Here is an 18,851-nt window from a genome sequence, read left to right as displayed (position 1 = left end):
CTCACGTGGTGGGCCCGCCGCGCGCGGGGGGCGCGGGGGGGCGGGGGGGGCCGGCTCAGCCGTCCAGCTCGGCCAGAGTCGCGTTCGACGGGCCGCGTTCGGTCCGGAGGGTGCGGGAGACGTCCTCCGCCGCGCGCAGCACCCGTACCGCGTTCTGCCAGGTCAGCTTCGCCAGGTCCGGCTTCGACCAGCCGCGGGCGATCAGCTCGCCGATCAGGTTCGGATAGCCCGCCACGTCCTCCAGGCCGGCCGGGGTGAAGGCCGTGCCGTCGTAGTCGCCGCCGATGCCGATGTGGTCGACGCCCGCGACCTCGCGCATGTGGTCCAGGTGGTCGGCGACCGTCGACGCGGTGGCCATCGGGCGGGGGTGCGCCTCCTCGAAGGCGCGCTGGACCTTCAGCCCGGCGGGTGTGGTGTTCAGGTGGTGCAGCCCGTGGGTGCGCATGTTCTCGTCCGCGCGTGCGGTCCAGGCGACCGCATCGGGGAGGATGAACTTCGGGACGAAGGTGGCCATCGCGATGCCGCCGTTGGCCGGGAGCAGCGCGAGTACGTCGTCCGGGATGTTGCGCGGGTGGTCGCAGACCGTACGGGACGAGGAGTGCGAGAAGATCACCGGCGCCGTCGATGTCGCCAGCGCGTCACGCATCGTGGACGCCGCCACGTGCGAGAGGTCCACCAGCATGCCGGTGCGGTTCATCTCGCGGACGACCTCGTGGCCGAAGGCGGTGAGCCCGTGGGCCTTCACGACATCGGTCGCGGAGTCCGCCCAGGCGATGTTGTCGTTGTGCGTGAGCGTCATGTAGCGCACGCCCAGCGCGTACAAGGAGCGCAGCGTGCCCAGCGAGTTGTTGATGGAGTGGCCGCCCTCGGCCCCCATCAGTGAGGCGATCCGGCCCTGGCTCCTGGCCTTCTCCATGTCGTCGGCGGACAGCGCGCGTACCAGGTCGTTGGGGTAGCGGGTGAGCAGCTGGTCCACCGCGTCGATCTGCTCCAGCGTCGCGCTGACCGCGTCCTCGCCCGCCATGTCGCTGCGGACGTAGACCGACCAGAACTGCGCGCCGACGCCGCCCTTGCGCAGCCGGTGCAGATCGGTGTGGAGGTGGCCCGTCTGGTCGCGGGCGATGTCCAGCGCGTCGAGGTCGTACCGTACGTTCTCGCGCAGCGCCCAGGGCAGGTCGTTGTGGCCGTCCACCACCGGGTACTCGGCGAGCAGGTCAAGCGCTTCGGTGAGGTGATTGCTCATGAGGACCGCCTACTTTCCGAATCCGAAGGTTTCCGCCCCCGCCGCCCTGGCGCGCAGCCGGGCGCCCTTCTCCGTCGCCTCGTCGTTCAGCTTCTGCTGGAACTCCCGCATCCGCTCCTGGAGACCGGCGTCGGATGCGGCCAGGATGCGGACCGCGAGCAGCCCCGCGTTGCGCGCGCCGCCCACCGAGACCGTCGCCACCGGGACACCGGCCGGCATCTGCACGATGGAGAGCAGCGAGTCCATGCCGTCCAGGTACTTGAGCGGTACGGGGACGCCGATGACCGGCAGTGGGGTGACCGATGCCAGCATGCCCGGCAGATGGGCCGCTCCCCCGGCGCCAGCGATGACCGCCCTGAGGCCCCGGCCGTCCGCCTCCTCGCCGTACGTGATCATCTCGCGCGGCATCCGGTGCGCGGAGACGACGTCCACCTCGTACGCCACCCCGAACTCGTCCAGGGCCTTGGCCGCGGCCTCCATGACCGGCCAGTCGGAGTCCGAGCCCATCACGATGCCGACGACGGGGGACCCGGAGGCCGTGGAAGCTGACGGAGAGGTCATTCGGTGATCGTCCCTCGCAGATATCCGGCGGCGTGACGGGCGCGCTCCAGCACCACGTCGAGATCGTCGCCGTAGGTGTTGACGTGGCCGACCTTGCGCCCCGGCTTCACGTCCTTGCCGTACATATGGATCTTGAGCTGGGGGTCGCGGGCCATGCAGTGCAGGTACCCCTGGTACATGTCCGGGTAGTCGCCGCCCAGGACGTTGCACATGACCGTCCAGCGGGCGCGCGGGCGCGGATCGCCGAGCGGGAGGTCCAGGACCGCGCGCACGTGGTTGGCGAACTGCGAGGTGATCGCACCGTCCTGGGTCCAGTGGCCGGAGTTGTGCGGGCGCATCGCCAGTTCGTTGACGAGGATGCCCGGCGTGCCGTCGGGGCCGCGGACCTCGAAGAGCTCGACCGCGAGATGGCCGGTCACATCCAGTTCGTCGGCGATCCGCAGGGCGAGCTGCTGGGCCTCGCCCGCCAGCTCCTCATCGATGCCGGGCGCGGGGGCGATCACCGTGTCGCAGACCCCGTCGACCTGCCGGGACTCCACGACCGGATAGGCCACGGCCTGGCCGTGCGGGGAGCGGACGACATTGGCCGCCAGCTCCCGTACGAAGTCGACCTTCTCTTCGGCGAGGACCGGGACACCCGCCTTGAAGGGGGCCTCGGCGTCCGCGAGGGAGCGTACGAACCAGACGCCCTTGCCGTCGTAGCCGCCCCGGACCGTCTTGAGGATGACCGGGAAGCCGCCCACCTCGTCCGCGAAGGCGACCGCGTCGGCCGGGTCCGAGACGATGCGGTGGCGCGGGCAGGGGGCGCCGATCGCGGTGAGCTTCTCGCGCATCACCCCCTTGTCCTGGGCGTGCACCAGTGCGTGCGGGCCCGGCCGGACGGGAATGCCGTCCGCCTCCAGGGCGCGCAGATGCGCGGTGGGCACATGCTCGTGGTCGAAGGTGATCACATCGCAGCCGCGCGCGAAGTCGCGCAGCGTGTCCAGGTCGCGGTAGTCGCCGATGACGACTTCGCTGACCACCTGGGCCGCCGAATCCTGCGGGGTGTCACTGAGCAGCTTGAATCTGAGGCCGAGGGGGATACCCGCCTCGTGGGTCATCCGGGCGAGCTGTCCGCCACCGACCATGCCGACTACGGGGAACGTCACGTACCCCAGGGTATCCGCAGCCCAGGACCGGCGTACCAGCACGTCACGGCCTGGCCGGGGCACCCGAACGGAGCACTGACTAGCATGGGCGCGTTGACACACTCGACCGAACGGGGCTTTCCACCACCATGAGCGATTCCGGCGGGATGCGGACGCGGGTGCAGCGGCTCTGGCGCGAGGTCGCCAAGTTCGGCGCGGTGGGCGCGCTGGGCCTGCTGGTCAACATGGCGGCGTTCAATCTGCTCCGCCACACGACATCCCTCCAGGTGGTACGGGCCAGTGTGCTGGCGACCGTCATCGCGGTGGTCTTCAACTACATCGGTCTGCGGTACTTCGCCTACCGGGACCGCGAGAAGAGCGGCCGGGGCAGGGAGATGGGGCTCTTCCTGCTGTTCAGCCTGGTCGGGGCGGTCATCGAGAACGGGATCCTCTACGCGGCGACGTACGGCGCCGACTGGAACTCGCCCCTGCAGAGCAACTTCTTCAAGTTCCTCGGTATCGCCGTCGCGACGCTCTTCCGCTTCTGGTCCTACCGCACCTGGGTGTTCCGGGCGCTGCCCGCGCAGGTCCCGGCCCCCGGGCCCCTGGTGGAGGCCGGGCCGGAGTAGGGCCCGCACCGGGCCACCGGGCCACCGGGCCAGGGTCACCGGATCGTCGGCCGCGGGTTCCCGGAGTTCTGCGAGGGGTCCTGCGGGCCCTGTTCCTTGGACGGGTTCCTCGACACCCGGCTCAGGAAGAGCGCGAAGACCGGCGGATGCTGCTGGAGCATTTCGAGCCGCCCGCCGTCCGCCTCGGCCAGATCGCGGGCGACGGCGAGGCCGATGCCGGTGGAGTTGCGTCCGCTGATGGTCCGCTCGAAGATCCGCGCCCCGAGGTCGGGCGGCACCCCGGGCCCCTCGTCGGTCACCTCGACGACCGTCTGTGTACCGGTGACCCGCGTACGGACCGCGACGGTGCCACCACCGTGCATCAGCGAGTTCTCGATCAGCGCGGCCATCACCTGGGCCACCGCGCCCGGCGTGCCGATGGCCCGCAGCCCGCGCTTGCCCGACCGTACGATCGCGCGCCCCGCGCTGCGGTAGGCCGGGCGCCACTCCTGGAGCTGCTGGGTGACGACCTCGTCCAGATCGAAGGTGACGGCGGAGCTGGTGCGCGGGTCGCGGGAGTTGGTCAGCAGCCGCTCCACGACGTCCGTCAGCCGCTCGACCTGGGTCAGCGCGATGGTCGCCTCCTCCTTCACCGTGTCCAGGTCCTCGGTGAGGGTGATCTCCTCCAGCCGCATGGAGAGCGCGGTCAGCGGCGTACGGAGCTGGTGGGAGGCGTCGGCCGCGAGCCGGCGCTCGGCGGTCAGCATCCGGGTGATCCGCTCGGCCGACGAGTCCAGCACATCGGCGACCCGGTCCAGCTCCGGCACCTGGTACCGCTTGTGCCGGGGGCGCGGATCGCCGGAGCCGAGGCGTTCCGCGGTCTCGGCGAGGTCGGTGAGCGGCGAGGTGAGCTTGTTGGCCTGGCGTACGGCGAGCAGCACCGCCGAGACGATGGCGAGGAGGGCAACCGCGGCGATGATCAGCAGGGTGCGGCCGACCTCGCGGGTCACGGTGGAGCCCGCCTCCTCGACGGTGACCTCCTCACCGTCGGCGCCGGTCGCCCTGGACCGGATGACGCTGCCCTGCGGCTCGGTGCCGAGCCTGATGGTGTCCCGGCCGGGGATCTTGATCACCGCGTAGCGGTGGGCGTCGACCTGGTCGTGCAGGATCGTCTCGGTGACCTGTTCGTCGCTGAGGATCCGGCTCTCGACGATGCTCGCGAGGCGCAGCGCCTCGGAGTCCACGCTCTCCTGGGCGCTGTTGCTGATGGTGCGCGTCTCGACGATGACGAGCGAGACACCGAAGACGGCGATCACGACGAGTACGACGGCGAGCGTGGAGTTGATGAGTCGGCGGCGCATGCGGCAAGTGTCGCAGTCGGCGCCCGCGGGGCCGGGACGGTGCCGCCCCGGCTACGGCCCCCGGCCTCAGCTCTTCTCGAAGCGGAAGCCGACGCCCCGCACGGTGGCGATATAGCGCGGGTTCGCCGCGTCGTCGCCGAGCTTCTTGCGCAGCCAGGAGATGTGCATGTCGAGCGTCTTGGTCGACGACCACCAGGTGGTGTCCCAGACCTCGCGCATCAGCTGGTCCCGGGTGACGACCCGTCCCGCGTCCCTGACCAGAACCCGCAGCAGGTCGAACTCCTTGGCGGTGAGCTGGAGTTCCTCGTCGCCCATCCAGGCGCGGTGCGACTCGACATCGATCCGTACGCCATGGGTGGCGGGCTGCGGGGCGGTGTCGGCGGCGCCGCGCCGCAGCAGGGCCCGCACCCGCGCCAGCAGTTCGGCGAGGCGGAACGGCTTGGTGACGTAGTCGTCGGCGCCGGCGTCCAGGCCGACCACCGTGTCGACCTCGTCGGCGCGGGCGGTGAGCACCAGGACCGGCACCGTGTGCCCGTCCGCGCGCAGCCGCCTGGCCACTTCCAGACCGTCCATGCCGGGCAGGCCCAGATCCAGGACGACCAGGTCGATCCCTCCTTGAAGGCCGGCGTCGAGCGCGGTCGGTCCGTCTTCCCGCACCTCGACCTCGTAACCCTCCCGACGCAGTGCGCGGGCCAGCGGCTCCGAGATGGATGCGTCGTCCTCGGCGAGCAGTACACGGGTCATGAAGGTGATGGTAGACCGCGACAGGTCGTGCTCGTGAGGTGATCGCACAGGGCTGCGGGCGCGGGGGCTCCGGTTTGAGCCAGGCCGGATCCGGACGGTGGACCCTGGGCGGCCGTACGGGTTGTTACCTTCGAATACGGTCGCCGGTTCCGGCATTCACCTGTGATCCATGTCTCAACCCCTTTCAAATGCCGCAGCTGCCTCTTTATGGTGGCGAGACGCCTGTAGCAGTACGTGGACGTCTTTGGCATGCCTTGTTGCGCCAAAGACTCCTTCTTCTGTGCGCGGTTGGCACCCCGGCCGCGTGGACAGTGAATGACCTAGCGGCCGGGCCCCGTGTGCGAGGAAGCACGTGGAGCGTGGATCCCGACACGGTCTCCCCCTTCGGTACGGAACCCATCCGGCTGGCCCCTCTGGCGTGGGGCGGGGAAGGACCGTGCCGGTGCCGGCCACCCCCCACCGGGCGCGTCACCGATCTGCGACGCGTCCCGAAAAGCAAGGAACGACCATGGCGTCAAGCCTGACGAAGGCTCCGGAGACCCCGGAAAAGACCTTCTTCGGACACCCCCGCGGCCTGGCACCGCTCTTCATGACGGAGATGTGGGAGCGTTTCAGCTTCTACGGCATGAGGGCGCTGCTCCCCCTGTACCTGGTGTCCAGCGCCGGCCCGCATCTGAGCGGGGCCACCGCCACGGCGATCTACTCGATCTACCTGGCGATGGTCTATCTGCTCACCATGCCGGGCGGCTGGTTCGGCGACCGTGTCTGGGGTGCCCGCAAGACGGTCACCATCGCGGCCTCGGTCATCATGGTCGGGCACCTCGTCCTGGCGCTGCCCGGCACAGGCTCGTTCTTCGCGGGTCTCGCGCTCGTCGCGTTCGGTTCCGGACTGCTGAAGGCCAACATCTCCACGATGGTCGGGCACCTGTACAAGGGCCCCGACGACCCGCGCCGGGACGGTGGCTTCACCGTCTTCTACATGGGCATCAACATCGGCTCGTTCTTCGCGCCGCTGGTGATCGGCACGGTCGGCGAGAACGTCAACTGGCACCTCGGCTTCGCCCTCGCGGCGGTCGGCATGGGTCTGGGCCTGCTGCAGTTCCTCATCGGCACCCGCCATCTGAACGAGCGCAGCTCGATCGTCCCGAAGCCGCTGTCGGCGCAGGAGCGCAGCTCGGTCCTGACCAAGGGCCTGATCTGCCTGATCATCGCCGCGGTCTTCTACGGCATCGTGGTCTTCAGCGGCGCCTTCACCCAGAACTGGGCGCTCTACCCGATCACCGTGCTCGGGCTGCTCATCCCGATCGGTGTCCTGGTGCGCATGAAGCGCGACCGGGAGCTGTCCGGCCTGGAGCAGAAGAAGATCTCCGGGTACATCTGGTTCTTCGTAGCCGCTGCCGTCTTCTGGATGATCTACGACCAGGGCGGCTCCACGATGTCGCTCTTCGGCGAGAACTCCACGACGAACAGCCTGCTCGGCTTCCACTTCCCGACGTCCTGGTACCAGTCGGTGAACCCGGTCTTCGTCATGGCGCTGGCCCCGGTCGTCGCCTGGATCTGGCTGGCCCTCAACAAGAGGGGCAAGGAGCCGAGCACGGTCGTCAAGTTCGTCTCGGGTCTCTTCCTGATCGGTGTCTCCTTCTTCGTCTTCATGCTGCCGCTGATGTCGACGACGGACGGCTCCAGGGTCAGCCCGATGTGGCTGGTGGCGATCTACTTCGTGCAGACCGTCGGTGAGCTCTGCCTCTCCCCGGTCGGCCTCTCGGTGACGACGAAGATGGCGCCGGCGAAGTACGCCAGCCAGATGATGGGTGTCTGGTTCCTCGCCGTCACGGCGGGCGACTGCGTCACCAGTCTGCTGTCGCTCTCCGGCGTGAACCTCAACAAGTCCGGCATGGTCGGCCTTGAGGCGGCGCTCGCGGTGGTCGCGGCCGTCGCGGTCTGGATGTACCGCGGCAAGGTCAAGGAGCTCATGGGCGACGTCCGCTGACGCGTTCCGCTCGTGCTGTACGCAGGCCCCGCCGCACCGGTCAGGGCGGCGGGGCCTGTTCCGTAGGTGCGGGGGCCTGTTCCGTAGGTGCGGGGCCCTGTTCGTAGGTGCGGGGCCCTGTTCGTAGGTGCGGGGCCCGTCGCCGTGAGGGTGGCGGGCCGTCGGCCCCGTGTCCGGGGTCAGCGGGTGCCGCGCAGCCTCCTCCAAGGGGTGAAGGTGAAGACCGCGCCGCCCAGCAGGATCACCGTGCCGGCCACCAGGCCGAGCGCCCGCAGGCCGCCGTTGTCGCTCGCGCCGGTCTCGGCGAGACCACCGCTGGTGCTGGCGGAGCCGCCCGAACCGCCGGTCGCCGAGCCGCCGGTGGCGCCGCCGGTCGATGTGCCGCCCGACGCACCGCCCGGCTGGGCCGAAGTGTCGAGTTGCAGGGAGACGGCGACATTCGCGGGCGGGGTGCAGGTGGTGGTCGTACCGAGCGCCTTGACCGTCAGTACGCCGGGGCTGAGTGTCGTCTTGCCGTCCGCGCCCGGCTTGTAGGTGCCGGTGAGATCGGGGATCTCGATGGGCGCGCCCGACTTGATGGCCGACTTGTTGGCCGGGCCCGCCACATGGACCGTGCCCTTGTCGGAGCCGCCGAGCTTGACCTCCATGGACGGGACGACCGAACCGGCGGGGATGTCGGCCGGGCTGTCCATGACGGACTTGCTGAACTTCACGGTGAGGCCGTAGTCCCCGCCGCTCTTCTTCGCGTTGATCTGGACCGGCGATGTGGCGTTCTTGTCGCCGATGGGCGTCTTGCAGGCGTACGGGACGGAGACCTGCTTGCCCGTGAAGTCCGTGGCGCCCCCGGTGCCGCCCGAACTGCTGCCGCCCGTGCTGCTCCCACCGGTGGTGGTGCCCCCGGTGGTGCTGCCGGCCGTCGTGCCGCCGGTGGTGGTCCCGCCGGTGGTACCGGCCGTGGTACCGCCGGTCGTGGAGCCCGCGGTGGTGCCACCCGTGGTCGTACCGCCCGTGGTGGTGCCGCCGCTGGTGGTGCCGCCGCCGTCCGTGACCTTGATGGTGGCCGACGACTTCACCGTCTCCTTGGGCGAGCACTTGGTGTCCGTGGAGATCGGCTTGCTGACGTTGATGTTGTACTTGTCGGCCGTCAGCGTGACGTCACCGGCCTTGGTCAGCTTCAGCTTCCCCGTCATGTCGGAGAGGACCATCGGGGCGCCCTTGGCGATGGGCGGATTGGTCCGGGGCCCCTGCATGGCCAGGTCGGCGGTCTGCGCCCCGGCCACCTTGACCGTGCCGGTGGGCTGCACGGTGTTGGCGTCCAGGTCGAGGATGTCCGGGTTCTTGGAGGCGGCCGAGACCGTCTTCCACACGACGTCGACCTCGTCGCCCACCTTCGCTGTGGCGGGCGCCGTGATCGCCACCTCCGTCGTGCCCTCGATGGCCGGCAGGCCGGAGATCGCGGGCGGTATGCACTCGGTCTTGTACGAGACGTCCGCGGCATGGGCGGGGCCCGCGGCCAGCATGATCCCCGCACCGCCGAGCATCAGCGCGAACCCTGCCGCGCTCATCCTCCGTTGTCTGATCACGGGTTTCCCTTCGTCGTGGGGTGCTTCTCGGCCGGGTGGTTCTCAGACAGGTGGTGCTCGGACGGTGCGGTGTCCGGGGTGAACCACGGCAGAGCCGTGGTCGTCGGGGGATGCGGCCCGGCACCGGACGGCGGTGCCGCCCGCTCGGGCCTGCGGAAGGCGGGCATGCGTACGGTGATCCCCGGCAGCAGCGCGTTCCGGTGACGGCCCGCGCCACCCGGCGTACCGCGTGCGGCCCGCGGCCTGACCTTGTCGACGACCGCCATGCCGATACGGAAGACGGCGGCCGGTACGACCACGCACAGCAGCAGCCAGAAGAAGGTGACGCCCCAGGGGCGCCCCACCCCCCAGGGCTGCTCGATCAGCACCTTGCCCGCGTACTTCACCGCGATCTGGTAGTCGCCGTGGGCGCCCGCCGACAGTTCGGCGTCCAGTCTGATCCGCGCCTTCTTGCCGGGCGCGACCGTGCCGTGCCACTGGCGGTCCTCCCACTGCGGGGCGAACACCCCGTGCGAGGTGCCGAGGGAGAAGAGCGGGTCCTTGACGGGCGTCGAGCCGAGATTGCCCACGGTGAAGACGACGGTCCTGCTGGGCGGCGCCCCGAACCAGGTGAGGAGGCCGCTCGACCCTTCGAGCCGGGCGCCGGAGAGTACCGCGAGCCGCCCGCCCGGCGGGGGCTTCGGCAGGGCCGCGACCGGATGGCCCGCGACCTTGAACACGACATCGGCCGCGGCCTGTTCACCGGTCACCGTGGCGATGTGCACCACGCACGGGCATGGTTTGGGCGGCTCGGCGACCGGCAGCTTCTTGGTGAACGCGCCCTTGGAGTCGGTGGTGACGGCCCGGCCCTCGGAGTTGGCGCAGGCGTTGGTGCCGCCGATCACGCCACGGGCCGGGGTGGCCTGACCGCAGATCAGCAGCATCAGCAGCGCGTCGCGGCGCCAGCCGGTGCCCTTGACGGTGATGTCGCCGCCCTTCCCCGCCTGTTGCTGGGAGAGCGTAGCGCCCGGCTTCCCGGCCGCGGCGGCGCCGGGGGCCGGTACCAGGGCCAGAGCGGGCAGCAGCGCCAGGAGGAAGGCCAGGGACGCCCCCCAGCTCCCGAGGGCCCGCAGCCACCGGGCGGGTTCGATCTTCACGTTGCCGCTCCCGCCGTCGCCGGTTCGCTGTCGGTGGTGCTGGTGCTGGTGCTGGTGCTGGTGCTGTCAGTGCCGCTGTCGCTCTCGTACGCTCCCGTGTCCCGGGCACGTCGGCGGCGTACGGTGAACCAGCCGCCCGTACCGGCGAGCACCAGTGCCACCACCCCCGCCACCCGCCACCACGGCACGAACACCGCGGAGGCCGATCCCGTCCCGCGCGCCCCTCCGCCTGCCGTCACCACGAGGTGCACGGAGGCCGAGTCGAGCGCCGGCGGATGCGGCCACTTCTCCGTGAGCCGTACGCGCCGTCCGGGCAGCAGTTCCACCGGGAGCGTGCGCTCCTCGATGGAGTGGCCGCCGCTGAGAAGGCCGTCGGAGCGCAGAGCGAGGTGCGGGGTGAGGGCCGTGTTGCCGCGGTTCACCAGCGTGTAGTGGACCAGCCCCGGGCCCTTGTCGACCCGTACGTCCTCCACCGTCAGGGCCGAGAGCGTCGGCCCGCTCACCCGCAACTGCACCCGCACCCCGGTCTCGTGGCCGCCGGACGCCGCCACGATCGCGGCCGGGTGGTCGCCCGGTCCTGCGGTGGCGGGGACCGTGACGCTGAAGGGGACCCGGGCGCTGGTGCGCGCCGGGACCTTCACCGTGCGCGCCGCCGGGGTGATCCAGGTGTCGTCCGCGGCGCGGAGCGCGGACCCGCCGGATGCCGTGTTGTACGCCTCGGCGCCCCGCAGCCGTACCGTCACCGCCTTCCTGCCCGTATTGGTCAGCGCCAGGGTGTCCTCCAGGACGGTTCCCGGCGCGCCCTCCAGATAGAAGTACGGGCGGCCGTCCGCGCTGGGCCTGGTCCCCTCGCCGGACGCGGGCGCGGCCGTCCAGCCGGGCCCCGCGGCCGACGGCCCAGCGGCGGACGCGGACGCGGGTACGAGCGCGGGCCCGGCCGGACAGAGCAGTACGGCGGCCGTGAGCACGGCGGAACGGATGGTGCGCGTGAGCATGAAAGGGCTCCCTGTTGCTGTGCCGGTCGGTCTCAGACCGCCTCCCTGTGCCCGGCGGGTCTCACGCGGACCGCTGGCTCCGCCGGGTCAGCCACAGCACGCCGGCGGCTCCGCTGAGCAGCACGGTCCCGCCGAGCGTGCCGAGCGCCATCGTGGAGTCGAGCGGCCCGGTCTTCGGCAGGCTGCCGCCCGACGCGCTCTGCGACGTACCGGAACCCCCGCTCGAACTGCCGCCGCTGCTGCCGCCCGTGGAGCCGCCGCCCCCGCTCGTACCGCCACCGCCCGATCCGGCGACCGTCAGCTCCAGGGAGGGCTTCGGGCTGTTGGACGGGGTGCAGGTGGTCGTCGTGCCGAGCGCCTTGATGGTCAGCGTCGACGCGGTGAAGGTGACCTTGCCGCTCTTCTTGGGCGTGTAGGTGCCCGACAGGTCGCTGATCTTGATGGGTGAGTTGGCGGGGATGGCCGCCGAGTTGGTCGCGCCCGAGACCGGGACCGTCCCGCTCTCCGCGCCGCCGAGTTTGATGAGCGCGCTGGGCTTCATGGCGCCCTTGCCCAGTTCGACCGGGCTGGAGGAGACACCCTTCTGGAAGGACATGGTGAGGGTGTAGCCGCTGCCGCTCTTGACGCCCTTGATGTCGATGGGCGAGACGGCTCCCTTGTTCCCGATCGGCGTCTTGCACTGGTAGTTGACGTCCACCACGTCGGCCTGAGCTGCTGGTGCGGTCATCAGCACCACCGAGCCCGCGACGGCCGCCGCCAGCGCAAACGCTGTCCGCTTCTGGTACGACACCTCGAAACCCCTTATGCCGGATGCCGCCGCTGGGTAACTGACGACACATCAGATTGGGCGCTCAAGGTACGCCCGAGCCCTTGCCGAGGGAAGACAAAGAGCGCACCGGATCGGCGCGTTCACGGGAGATGCCCGAAGTGCAGCGCACCGGGGTTCAGCGCCCCGGACCGGTCGGAACCTTTCCGGAGCGCGCTTCGTCCTGCCCTGTGGCTGATCAACACGAGCGGCCCGTACGGAACGAACAGCACGAGGCGCCCGGACGCCGTGACACCGGAGGAGAAGAGAGCAGTTGCGGAACGGCGAAGGAGACAGCAGCGAACCCCAGGCGGCCGAGGACCCGCCGACCGGCGACGAACCCTGGTGGGCGGGGACCGGCGGGCCGGGAGGCGTACTCCTCATCGCGGCCGGCGTCGCGCTGCTGCTGTGGTTGCTGCTGTCCGGCAAGTCGGCCGACGACGACTGGGCCCTCTACTACGGAGCGGGCAAGGTCATGGCCATCGGATGCGTGGCCGCCGGGTCGGCCCTTCTGGCCCGTCGCCGCCGGGGAGACGGCTGAGGGCGGCCCGGCGGGCCGTGTCGCGGGCACGGAACCAGGGGTGACGGTGGCTGCCCAGCGCGTCAGCCACTGCCCGGCAGCCGCTGACGCCCCCTGTCAGCCATACGAGCCATATGAGCCGTCAGGGGGCTGAGCGGTCGGCTCAGGCCGGTGCGGCCAGCTCGGCCCAGACCATCTTGCCGGGACTGCCCGGTGTGCGGACCACGCCCCAGTCGAGGCAGAGCCGCTCCACGATGAACATGCCGTGCCCGCCGGGCCGGCCCGCCCGGTGCGGGCTGCGCGGTGCGGGCTGGCCCGCGCCGCGGTCGTCGACCTCAAGACGGAGCACTTTCTGCCCGTACGAGACACGGAGTTCCTCGGGGCCCTCGGCGTGCAGGCACGCGTTGGTCACCAGCTCGGACACGACCAGCAGGACGTCCTCAGCCGCGGCACGGCGGTCGGCGCTCTCGGCGGGCAGCCAGGCCCAGTCGTAGAGCGCCTGGCGCGTGAAATCACGCGCCAGAGGGACAATGCCGCTCGCGCTCAGCAGGGAGAGCGTGCGGCTACGGCCTTCGGCGGACACGGTAAAGGCTGGTCCGGCGCCGTCGCGCTCGGGGCCGAGGTCCCCCGGCGGCTGCTGCCGGGTGGTGCTCATCAGCGCTTCACCTCACCGATTCACCAGTTCAAAAAAGTCAGCGGTACAGAGATTGCGGAGGGACTCCTGCCCTGCTTAATGGTGACAACACTCATTTCTTTCTACAGAGTGTGCGGATCAGTCGCGCAGCGCATCTTCAAGAGAATCGTGCACGGTGAAGACCGCCTCGGCACCTGTGATCTCGAACACCCTGGCCACCACAGGGAGCATTCCGGCCAGATGAACCCCTTCCCCGGCGGACTCCGCCTTGAGGCGGGCCCCCAGGAGCACGTTCAGCCCCGTCGAGTCACAGAATTCCAGCTGGGAGCAGTCGATGACCAGCCGTGACCGGCCCTGCTCCAGCGCTTTGTCCAGCGGCTCGCTCAGCAAACCGGCCGTGTGGTGATCCAGCTCACCGGCCGGAGTCACGACCTCGCTCCGGCCCTCGGACCTGACTTCGACCCGAAGCCGGCCCTGGTTCGCGCTGCCGACCGTCCCGCGGTCCATGTCCGTCCCTCTTCGCCGTGTTGGAGATGTCGCTGACGTGCGACGAAGACTACGCCTTCCGCACGCCGACCGGTAGCGGAACAACCCCAACGAACTAGTGCAATACGGACATTTGACACTTGCGCTTGTGCATCCGGAGCCGATAGGGGTAGTAGCGACCACATTCGAACATGGCCGGCTTCGGAGGCGCCGCTACACCGCAGCACACAGGCATCGGCAGCCATATGCCGAGAACCATGGAGGACACCATGTCACCCCAGCTCGACGAAACCCACAGCGGTACGTCGACTGCACGTCCTACCCCGTCCGACCCGATCGAGTCCGGCATCGAGGATTTTCCTGAGATTCCGCCGTACACCGAAGTGGGTCCGCTGGACGCCAGGGCACTGTCGAAGACGCTCTTCTCGCGGCTGGAGTCCCTCCAGGAGGGAACGCACGAGTACGCGTACGTGCGCAACACGCTCGTCGAGCTCAACCTGGCCCTGGTCAAGTTCGCCGCCTCCCGGTTCCGCTCCCGCAGCGAACCGATGGAGGACATCATCCAGGTCGGCACGATCGGCCTGATCAAGGCGATAGACCGCTTCGAGCTCAGCCGCGGCGTGGAATTCCCCACCTTCGCGATGCCGACGATCATCGGCGAGATCAAGCGCTTCTTCCGTGACACGTCCTGGTCGGTGCGGGTGCCGCGCCGTCTCCAGGAGCTGCGTCTCGACCTCGCCAAGGCCGGTGACGAGCTCGCTCAGCAGCTCGACCGCTCCCCGACCGTGGCAGAGCTCGCCGAGCGTCTCGGCCTGAGCAAGGAAGAGGTCGTCGAGGGGATGGCGGCGAGCAACGCGTACACCGCGAGCTCGCTCGACGCCCAGCCCGAGGAGGACGAGTCCGAGGGCGCGCTGGCCGACCGGATCGGCTACGAGGACCACGACCTCGAAGGCGTCGAGTACATCGAGTCGCTCAAGCCGCTGATAGCCGGGCTTCCCGCACGCGACCGGCAGATCCTCTCGCTGCGCTTCGTCGCCAACATGACGCAGTCGGAGATCGGCGAAGAGCTGGGCATCTCGCAGATGCATGTGTCGCGGCTGCTGTCGCGCACCCTGGTGAAGCTGCGCAAGGGGCTGACCCTGGAGCAGTGAGGCACGTCCCGAGGAGCGTCCGTCCGGTCCGCCGGCCGGGCAGCGCCTCGACGGAAGAGCCGGTCCCGCTCGTCGGGACCGGCTCTTCCGCGTGTGCGGCTGTTCAGGGGCCCGTCAGACCACCCGGGCTCCGCGCTGCCACACCGCCGAGACCAGCGGGACGCCGGGCCGGTAGGCGAGGTGGACATGGGACGGGGCGTCCAGCAGCGTCAGGTCGGCCCTGGCACCCGGCACCAGACGGCCGATGTCCGTACGGCGCAGGGCCCGCGCGCCGCCCGCGGTGGCCGACCAGAGCGCCTCGTCCGGGCTCATCCCCATGTCGCGCACCGCCAGGGCGATGCAGAACGGCATGGAGGATGTGAACGACGAGCCCGGGTTGCAGTCCGTGGAGAGCGCGACCGTCGCTCCGGCGTCGAGCAGCCTGCGGGCGTCCGGCCAGTCGGCGCGGGTGGAGAACTCGGCGCCCGGCAGCAGCGTGGCGACCGTGTCGCCGTCCGCCAGGGCCCTGACGTCCTCGTCGGTGAGATGGGTGCAGTGGTCGGCCGATGCGGCGTCCAGCTCGACCGCGAGCTGCACCCCGGGGCCGTGGCCGAGCTGGTTGGCGTGGACGCGCGGATGCAGGCCCCTGGCCCGCCCCGCCGTGAGGATCGCGCGCGCCTGGTCGCCGTCGAAGGCGCCCTTCTCGCAGAACACGTCGACCCAGCGGGCGTGCGGCGCGCAGGCGTCGAGCATCTCGCCGGTGACCAGGGCGACATAGCCGTCCGGGTCGTCGGCGAACTCGGGCGCGACGATATGGGCGCCCAGGTAGGTGACCTCGTCGGTGTGGCGGGCCGCGATCCGCAGGGCCCGTGCCTCGTCCTGGACGGTCAGGCCGTAGCCGGACTTCGTCTCCAGTGTGGTGGTGCCCTGGCGGAGCGCCTCCTGGAGGTAGGACGCGACGTTCGCCGAGAGCTGTTCGTCGGTGGCCGTACGGGTGGCGGCGACCGTGGTGCGGATCCCGCCCGCCGAGTAACTGCGTCCCGACATACGCGCGTTGAACTCGGCCGTCCGGTCACCGGCGAAGACCAGGTGCGAGTGCGAGTCGACGAACCCCGGGATCACCGCCCGGCCGCCCGCGTCGACCGCGTTGTCAGTGGCGGGTGCTTTGCTTGATTCACCGACCCAGGCAATGCGGTCGCCGTCGATGACGAGCGCCGCGTCCTGGATCAGACCGAGCGGGGATCCGTCCCCGAGGGAGGGGTCGTTGGTGACCAGACTGCCGATGTGGATGAGGGCGGTGGCGGGCTTCGTCGTCGCGGGGGTCGCCGTCGCTGGGTTCGTCATCGCGGTGTGCTTCTCCGGATTCGGGTGGGGGATCAGGGGCGCAGCGCCGCGATCGACTCGGCCAGCGCGTCCGGGACATCCGGGACGAGCGCGTGGACTCCGTCGCGTACGACATGGCGGCCTGCCACGACCGTGTGGCGTACGTCGGCGGCGGAGCCGGCGAATACGGCGGTCTCCGCTCCGAGCCGCGGTACCGGGCCCGCGGTTCTGACCGTGTCGAGGGCGACCGTCGTGAGGTCGGCGAGCGCGCCGGTCTCGATGACGCCTCCCTCGGGCCAGCCGAGCGCGTTGTATCCGCCGCCGGTGGCGGCGCGGAGCAGCGCCGCCGCGGTCCAGTGGCCGCGGGTGCGGGTGCGCAGCCGCTCGTCGAGCTCCATGGCGCGCGCCTCTTCGAGGATGTCGATCACGGCGTGGCTGTCGCTGCCCAGGGAGAGCGGGCTGCCCGCCTGCTGCAGCCGGACGGCCGGGCCGATTCCGTCGGCGAGGTCGCGTTCGGTGGTGGGGCACATACAGGTGCCGGTCTCCGATTCACCGAGCAGCCTGATGTCCTCGTCGGTGAGATGGGTGTTGTGGACGCCGGTGGTCCGGGGTCCGAGCACTCCGTGGTCGGCGAGCAGCCGGGTGGGGGTGCAGCCGTGTGCCTCCAGGCAGGACTCGTTCTCGGCGGTCTGCTCGGAGAGGTGGACATGCAGCGGGGCGTTCCGGCTCCCGGCCCAGGCGGCCACGGTGGCGAGCTGACCGGCCGGGACCGCGCGTACGGAGTGGACGGCCGCGCCGATCCGGGCGTGGTCGCGGTCCTTCAGGAGGGAGACCCGCTCGGCCCAGCTCTGTGCCGAGCCGTCGGAGAAGCGCCGCTGGTGCTTCTCGGGCTCTGCGCTGCGGTACTTGTCGATCATCCCGGACGCCAGGTAGGCGGTGTCGAGGAGGGTGATGCGGATACCGGCGTCGGCGGCGGCCGCGATCAGCGCCTCCCCCATCGCGTTGGGGTCGTCGTAGGGGGTGCCGCCCGGGGCGTGGTGCACATAGTGGAACTCACCGACCACGGTGATCCCGGCCATCGCCATCTCGGCGTACACCGCGCGGGCGAGCGCGTGGTAGGAGTCCGGGGTCAGCCGGGCGGCCACGCCGTACATCACGTCGCGCCAGGTCCAGAAGGTGCCGGAGCCGACCTGAGCGGCGGACCGCAGGGCGCGGTGGAAGGCGTGGCTGTGGGCATTGGCCAGGCCGGGGATGGTCAGTCCGCGCAGCGCCGTCGCACCGGGCGGCGGTGTCGGCACCTCCTTGCGGACGGCTGTGATCCGGCCCTGGTCGGTCTCCAGGACGACGCCCGGCTCGACATGGGTGTCGAGCCAGGCGTGCTCCAGCCAGTACGTCACCTGCACGCCAGGCCCTCCAGTACATCGGCGAGTGCGGTCACCCCGGCCAGGCAGTCGTCCTCGCCGGCGTTCTCCGCCGGGGAGTGCGAGACACCCGTGGGGTTGCGTACGAACAGCATGGCGGTCGGGACGGACGCGGAGAGGATCCCGGCGTCGTGTCCCGCGCCCGTTCCGAGAACGGGCACATCGGTGCCGCCACCGCCGAGGATCTTGGAGAGCTCGTCGCGCAGGGCGTGCTCGAACTCGACGACGGGGGTGAAGGACTCCCGGGTGACCCGGACGTCCACGCCGTCCCGCTCGCCGCGTTCCTTTGCCGCCTGCTCGATACCGGCGATGACGGTGTCCAGCGTCGGCTGGTCGGCGGCGCGCGAGTCGAGCCAGCCGCGCACCAGGGAGGGGATGGCGTTGACACCGTTCGGCTCGACGGAGACCTTGCCGAAGGTGGCCACGGCGCCCGCGAGTTCGGCCTGGCGGCGGGCGGCGATGACCGTCTCGGCGTACGTCAGCATCGGGTCGCGCCGGTCCACGAGACGGGTGGTCCCGGCGTGGTTGGCCTCGCCGTGGAAGTCGTACCGCCAGCGGCCGTGCGGCCAGATCGCCGAGGCGATACCGACCGGGTCGCCGCTGAGGTCGAGGGCGCGCCCCTGCTCCACATGGAGCTCGACGAAGGCACCGATCCTGGCGAGCCGCTGGGGGTCGGCGCCGATGGCAGCGGGGTCGTATCCGGCCCGCTCCATGGCGTCGGGCAGCGAGATGCCCTCGCCGTCGCGGAGCTGGTGGGCCTGGTCGACGGTGAGCTGTCCCGCGGTGAGCCGGGAGCCGACACAGGCGAGCCCGAAGCGGGCGCCCTCCTCGTCACCGAAGTTGCTGATGGCCAGCGGCCGGGTGAACTCAGCACCCCGGCGGCGGAGTTCATCGAGCGCGGCGAAGGAGGAGACCACCCCGAGCGGTCCGTCGAAGGCACCGCCGTCCGGTACGGAGTCCAGATGCGAGCCGGTGACGACGGCGTCGGTACCCAGCGGGTCGCCGAGCCAGGCCCACTGGTTGCCGTTGCGGTCGAGTTCGTAGGTGAGACCGCGGGTCTCGGCCTGGTCCTTGAACCAGGCGCGGGAGTCGGCGTCGGCGGCGGTCCAGGCGTACCTGCGGTACCCGCCGGAGGCGGAGCTGCGGCCGACCGGCAGCAGCTCGGCCCACATCTCGTGGAACGA

The 18,851-nt window shown here is 70.6% G+C and carries 18 protein-coding genes; 4 read left to right on the top strand and 14 right to left on the bottom strand.

Annotation, left to right across the window (positions count from 1 at the left end):
• Positions 1-55: 55 nt before the first annotated feature.
• From ACFXBC_RS23950 to ACFXBC_RS23940, 3 genes are read right to left on the bottom strand one after another with little or no spacing between them, the layout of a single operon-like run.
• On the bottom strand, positions 56-1,243 hold the full coding sequence (locus ACFXBC_RS23950; RefSeq protein ID WP_385027966.1) for a dipeptidase: 1,188 nt from the start codon (positions 1,241-1,243) through the stop codon (positions 56-58).
• Between the two features lie 9 nt (positions 1,244-1,252).
• Complete coding sequence (gene purE / locus ACFXBC_RS23945; RefSeq protein WP_385027963.1) at positions 1,253-1,804, bottom strand: 5-(carboxyamino)imidazole ribonucleotide mutase; 552 nt, start codon at positions 1,802-1,804, stop codon at positions 1,253-1,255.
• Positions 1,801-2,952, bottom strand: a complete 1,152-nt coding sequence (locus tag ACFXBC_RS23940) for a 5-(carboxyamino)imidazole ribonucleotide synthase (protein ID WP_385027960.1) — start codon at positions 2,950-2,952, stop codon at positions 1,801-1,803. The genes purE and ACFXBC_RS23940 overlap by 4 nt, the downstream gene beginning before the upstream one ends.
• 128 nt (positions 2,953-3,080) lie before the next feature.
• Between ACFXBC_RS23940 and ACFXBC_RS23935 the strand changes: the two genes are divergently transcribed.
• Entirely contained in the window at positions 3,081-3,560 is a 480-nt protein-coding gene (locus ACFXBC_RS23935; RefSeq protein WP_385027957.1) for a GtrA family protein, read from the top strand.
• A 35-nt stretch (positions 3,561-3,595) separates the two neighbouring features.
• On the opposite strand, the gene ACFXBC_RS23930 is transcribed toward ACFXBC_RS23935, so the two are convergent.
• Positions 3,596-4,900, bottom strand: coding sequence for an ATP-binding protein (locus tag ACFXBC_RS23930; RefSeq protein ID WP_385027954.1), 1,305 nt, complete (start codon positions 4,898-4,900; stop codon positions 3,596-3,598).
• A 66-nt stretch (positions 4,901-4,966) separates the two neighbouring features.
• Positions 4,967-5,644: a response regulator transcription factor gene (locus tag ACFXBC_RS23925; protein WP_328317821.1), complete on the bottom strand. Its 678-nt coding sequence runs from the start codon at positions 5,642-5,644 to the stop codon at positions 4,967-4,969.
• 508 nt (positions 5,645-6,152) lie between these two features.
• On the opposite strand from ACFXBC_RS23925, the gene ACFXBC_RS23920 reads away from it, so the two are divergent.
• Positions 6,153-7,634, top strand: a complete 1,482-nt coding sequence (locus tag ACFXBC_RS23920) for a peptide MFS transporter (protein WP_385027951.1) — start codon at positions 6,153-6,155, stop codon at positions 7,632-7,634.
• 179 nt (positions 7,635-7,813) lie between these two features.
• On the opposite strand, the gene ACFXBC_RS23915 is transcribed toward ACFXBC_RS23920, so the two are convergent.
• The 4 genes from ACFXBC_RS23915 to ACFXBC_RS23900 form a co-directional block, all read right to left on the bottom strand.
• Positions 7,814-9,199 carry a hypothetical protein gene (locus tag ACFXBC_RS23915; RefSeq protein ID WP_385027948.1) on the bottom strand — a complete coding sequence of 462 codons (1,386 nt, stop codon included), beginning with the start codon at positions 9,197-9,199 and terminating at the stop codon, positions 7,814-7,816.
• Between the two features lie 14 nt (positions 9,200-9,213).
• Positions 9,214-10,353, bottom strand: coding sequence for a hypothetical protein (locus tag ACFXBC_RS23910; RefSeq protein ID WP_385027945.1), 1,140 nt, complete (start codon positions 10,351-10,353; stop codon positions 9,214-9,216).
• The gene (locus tag ACFXBC_RS23905; RefSeq protein WP_385027943.1) at positions 10,350-11,348 is read right to left on the bottom strand and encodes a hypothetical protein; all 999 of its coding nucleotides are present in this window, start codon (positions 11,346-11,348) and stop codon (positions 10,350-10,352) included. Before ACFXBC_RS23905 ends, ACFXBC_RS23910 begins: the two co-directional genes overlap by 4 nt.
• A gap of 61 nt (positions 11,349-11,409) precedes the next feature.
• Complete coding sequence (locus ACFXBC_RS23900; RefSeq protein WP_385027940.1) at positions 11,410-12,138, bottom strand: LPXTG cell wall anchor domain-containing protein; 729 nt, start codon at positions 12,136-12,138, stop codon at positions 11,410-11,412.
• Positions 12,139-12,427: 289 nt separating this feature from the next.
• Between ACFXBC_RS23900 and ACFXBC_RS23895 the strand changes: the two genes are divergently transcribed.
• Positions 12,428-12,694, top strand: coding sequence for a hypothetical protein (locus ACFXBC_RS23895; protein ID WP_385027938.1), 267 nt, complete (start codon positions 12,428-12,430; stop codon positions 12,692-12,694).
• A gap of 142 nt (positions 12,695-12,836) precedes the next feature.
• Here ACFXBC_RS23895 and ACFXBC_RS23890 read toward each other — a convergent pair whose 3' ends face one another.
• Both ACFXBC_RS23890 and ACFXBC_RS23885 read right to left on the bottom strand, forming a co-directional pair.
• A complete protein-coding gene (locus ACFXBC_RS23890; RefSeq protein WP_385027935.1) occupies positions 12,837-13,328 on the bottom strand; it encodes an ATP-binding protein in 492 nt (163 codons plus the stop codon).
• 117 nt (positions 13,329-13,445) lie between these two features.
• Positions 13,446-13,814 carry an STAS domain-containing protein gene (locus ACFXBC_RS23885; protein ID WP_385027932.1) on the bottom strand — a complete coding sequence of 123 codons (369 nt, stop codon included), beginning with the start codon at positions 13,812-13,814 and terminating at the stop codon, positions 13,446-13,448.
• A gap of 236 nt (positions 13,815-14,050) precedes the next feature.
• On the opposite strand from ACFXBC_RS23885, the gene ACFXBC_RS23880 reads away from it, so the two are divergent.
• Entirely contained in the window at positions 14,051-14,944 is an 894-nt protein-coding gene (locus tag ACFXBC_RS23880; protein ID WP_385027929.1) for an RNA polymerase sigma factor SigF, read from the top strand.
• Positions 14,945-15,058: 114 nt separating this feature from the next.
• On the opposite strand, the gene hutI is transcribed toward ACFXBC_RS23880, so the two are convergent.
• From hutI to ACFXBC_RS23865, 3 genes are read right to left on the bottom strand one after another with little or no spacing between them, the layout of a single operon-like run.
• Positions 15,059-16,267 (bottom strand): imidazolonepropionase, encoded by a 1,209-nt coding sequence (hutI, locus tag ACFXBC_RS23875; protein ID WP_385027926.1) that lies wholly within the window; start codon positions 16,265-16,267, stop codon positions 15,059-15,061.
• Positions 16,268-16,299: 32 nt separating this feature from the next.
• Positions 16,300-17,649 carry a formimidoylglutamate deiminase gene (locus ACFXBC_RS23870; RefSeq protein ID WP_385027923.1) on the bottom strand — a complete coding sequence of 450 codons (1,350 nt, stop codon included), beginning with the start codon at positions 17,647-17,649 and terminating at the stop codon, positions 16,300-16,302.
• Complete coding sequence (locus ACFXBC_RS23865) at positions 17,640-18,839, bottom strand: allantoate amidohydrolase (protein WP_385027981.1); 1,200 nt, start codon at positions 18,837-18,839, stop codon at positions 17,640-17,642. Before ACFXBC_RS23865 ends, ACFXBC_RS23870 begins: the two co-directional genes overlap by 10 nt.
• Between the last annotated feature and the right edge of the window lie 12 nt (positions 18,840-18,851).

The sequence above is a fragment of the Streptomyces sp. NPDC059398 genome (assembly GCF_042751845.1).
In the GTDB taxonomy this organism is placed as follows: domain Bacteria; phylum Actinomycetota; class Actinomycetes; order Streptomycetales; family Streptomycetaceae; genus Streptomyces.
This window is presented reverse-complemented; position numbering and strand designations above follow the sequence as displayed.

Excerpts from the sequence above, each read along its gene's own strand:
- ACFXBC_RS23885 (WP_385027932.1), bottom strand. The coding sequence starts at position 13,814 with ATGGACCGCGGGACGGTCGGCAGCGCGAACCAGGGCCGGCTTCGGGTC.
- ACFXBC_RS23865 (WP_385027981.1), bottom strand. The coding sequence starts at position 18,839 with ATGTGGGCCGAGCTGCTGCCGGTCGGCCGCAGCTCCGCCTCCGGCGGG.
- ACFXBC_RS23880 (WP_385027929.1), top strand. The coding sequence starts at position 14,051 with ATGGAGGACACCATGTCACCCCAGCTCGACGAAACCCACAGCGGTACG.
- purE (WP_385027963.1), bottom strand. The coding sequence starts at position 1,804 with ATGACCTCTCCGTCAGCTTCCACGGCCTCCGGGTCCCCCGTCGTCGGC.
- ACFXBC_RS23950 (WP_385027966.1), bottom strand. The coding sequence starts at position 1,243 with ATGAGCAATCACCTCACCGAAGCGCTTGACCTGCTCGCCGAGTACCCG.
- hutI (WP_385027926.1), bottom strand. The coding sequence starts at position 16,267 with ATGACGAACCCAGCGACGGCGACCCCCGCGACGACGAAGCCCGCCACC.
- ACFXBC_RS23930 (WP_385027954.1), bottom strand. The coding sequence starts at position 4,900 with ATGCGCCGCCGACTCATCAACTCCACGCTCGCCGTCGTACTCGTCGTG.
- ACFXBC_RS23935 (WP_385027957.1), top strand. The coding sequence starts at position 3,081 with ATGAGCGATTCCGGCGGGATGCGGACGCGGGTGCAGCGGCTCTGGCGC.
- ACFXBC_RS23905 (WP_385027943.1), bottom strand. The coding sequence starts at position 11,348 with ATGCTCACGCGCACCATCCGTTCCGCCGTGCTCACGGCCGCCGTACTG.
- ACFXBC_RS23920 (WP_385027951.1), top strand. The coding sequence starts at position 6,153 with ATGGCGTCAAGCCTGACGAAGGCTCCGGAGACCCCGGAAAAGACCTTC.
- ACFXBC_RS23890 (WP_385027935.1), bottom strand. The coding sequence starts at position 13,328 with ATGAGCACCACCCGGCAGCAGCCGCCGGGGGACCTCGGCCCCGAGCGC.
- ACFXBC_RS23915 (WP_385027948.1), bottom strand. The coding sequence starts at position 9,199 with ATGAGCGCGGCAGGGTTCGCGCTGATGCTCGGCGGTGCGGGGATCATG.
- ACFXBC_RS23925 (WP_328317821.1), bottom strand. The coding sequence starts at position 5,644 with ATGACCCGTGTACTGCTCGCCGAGGACGACGCATCCATCTCGGAGCCG.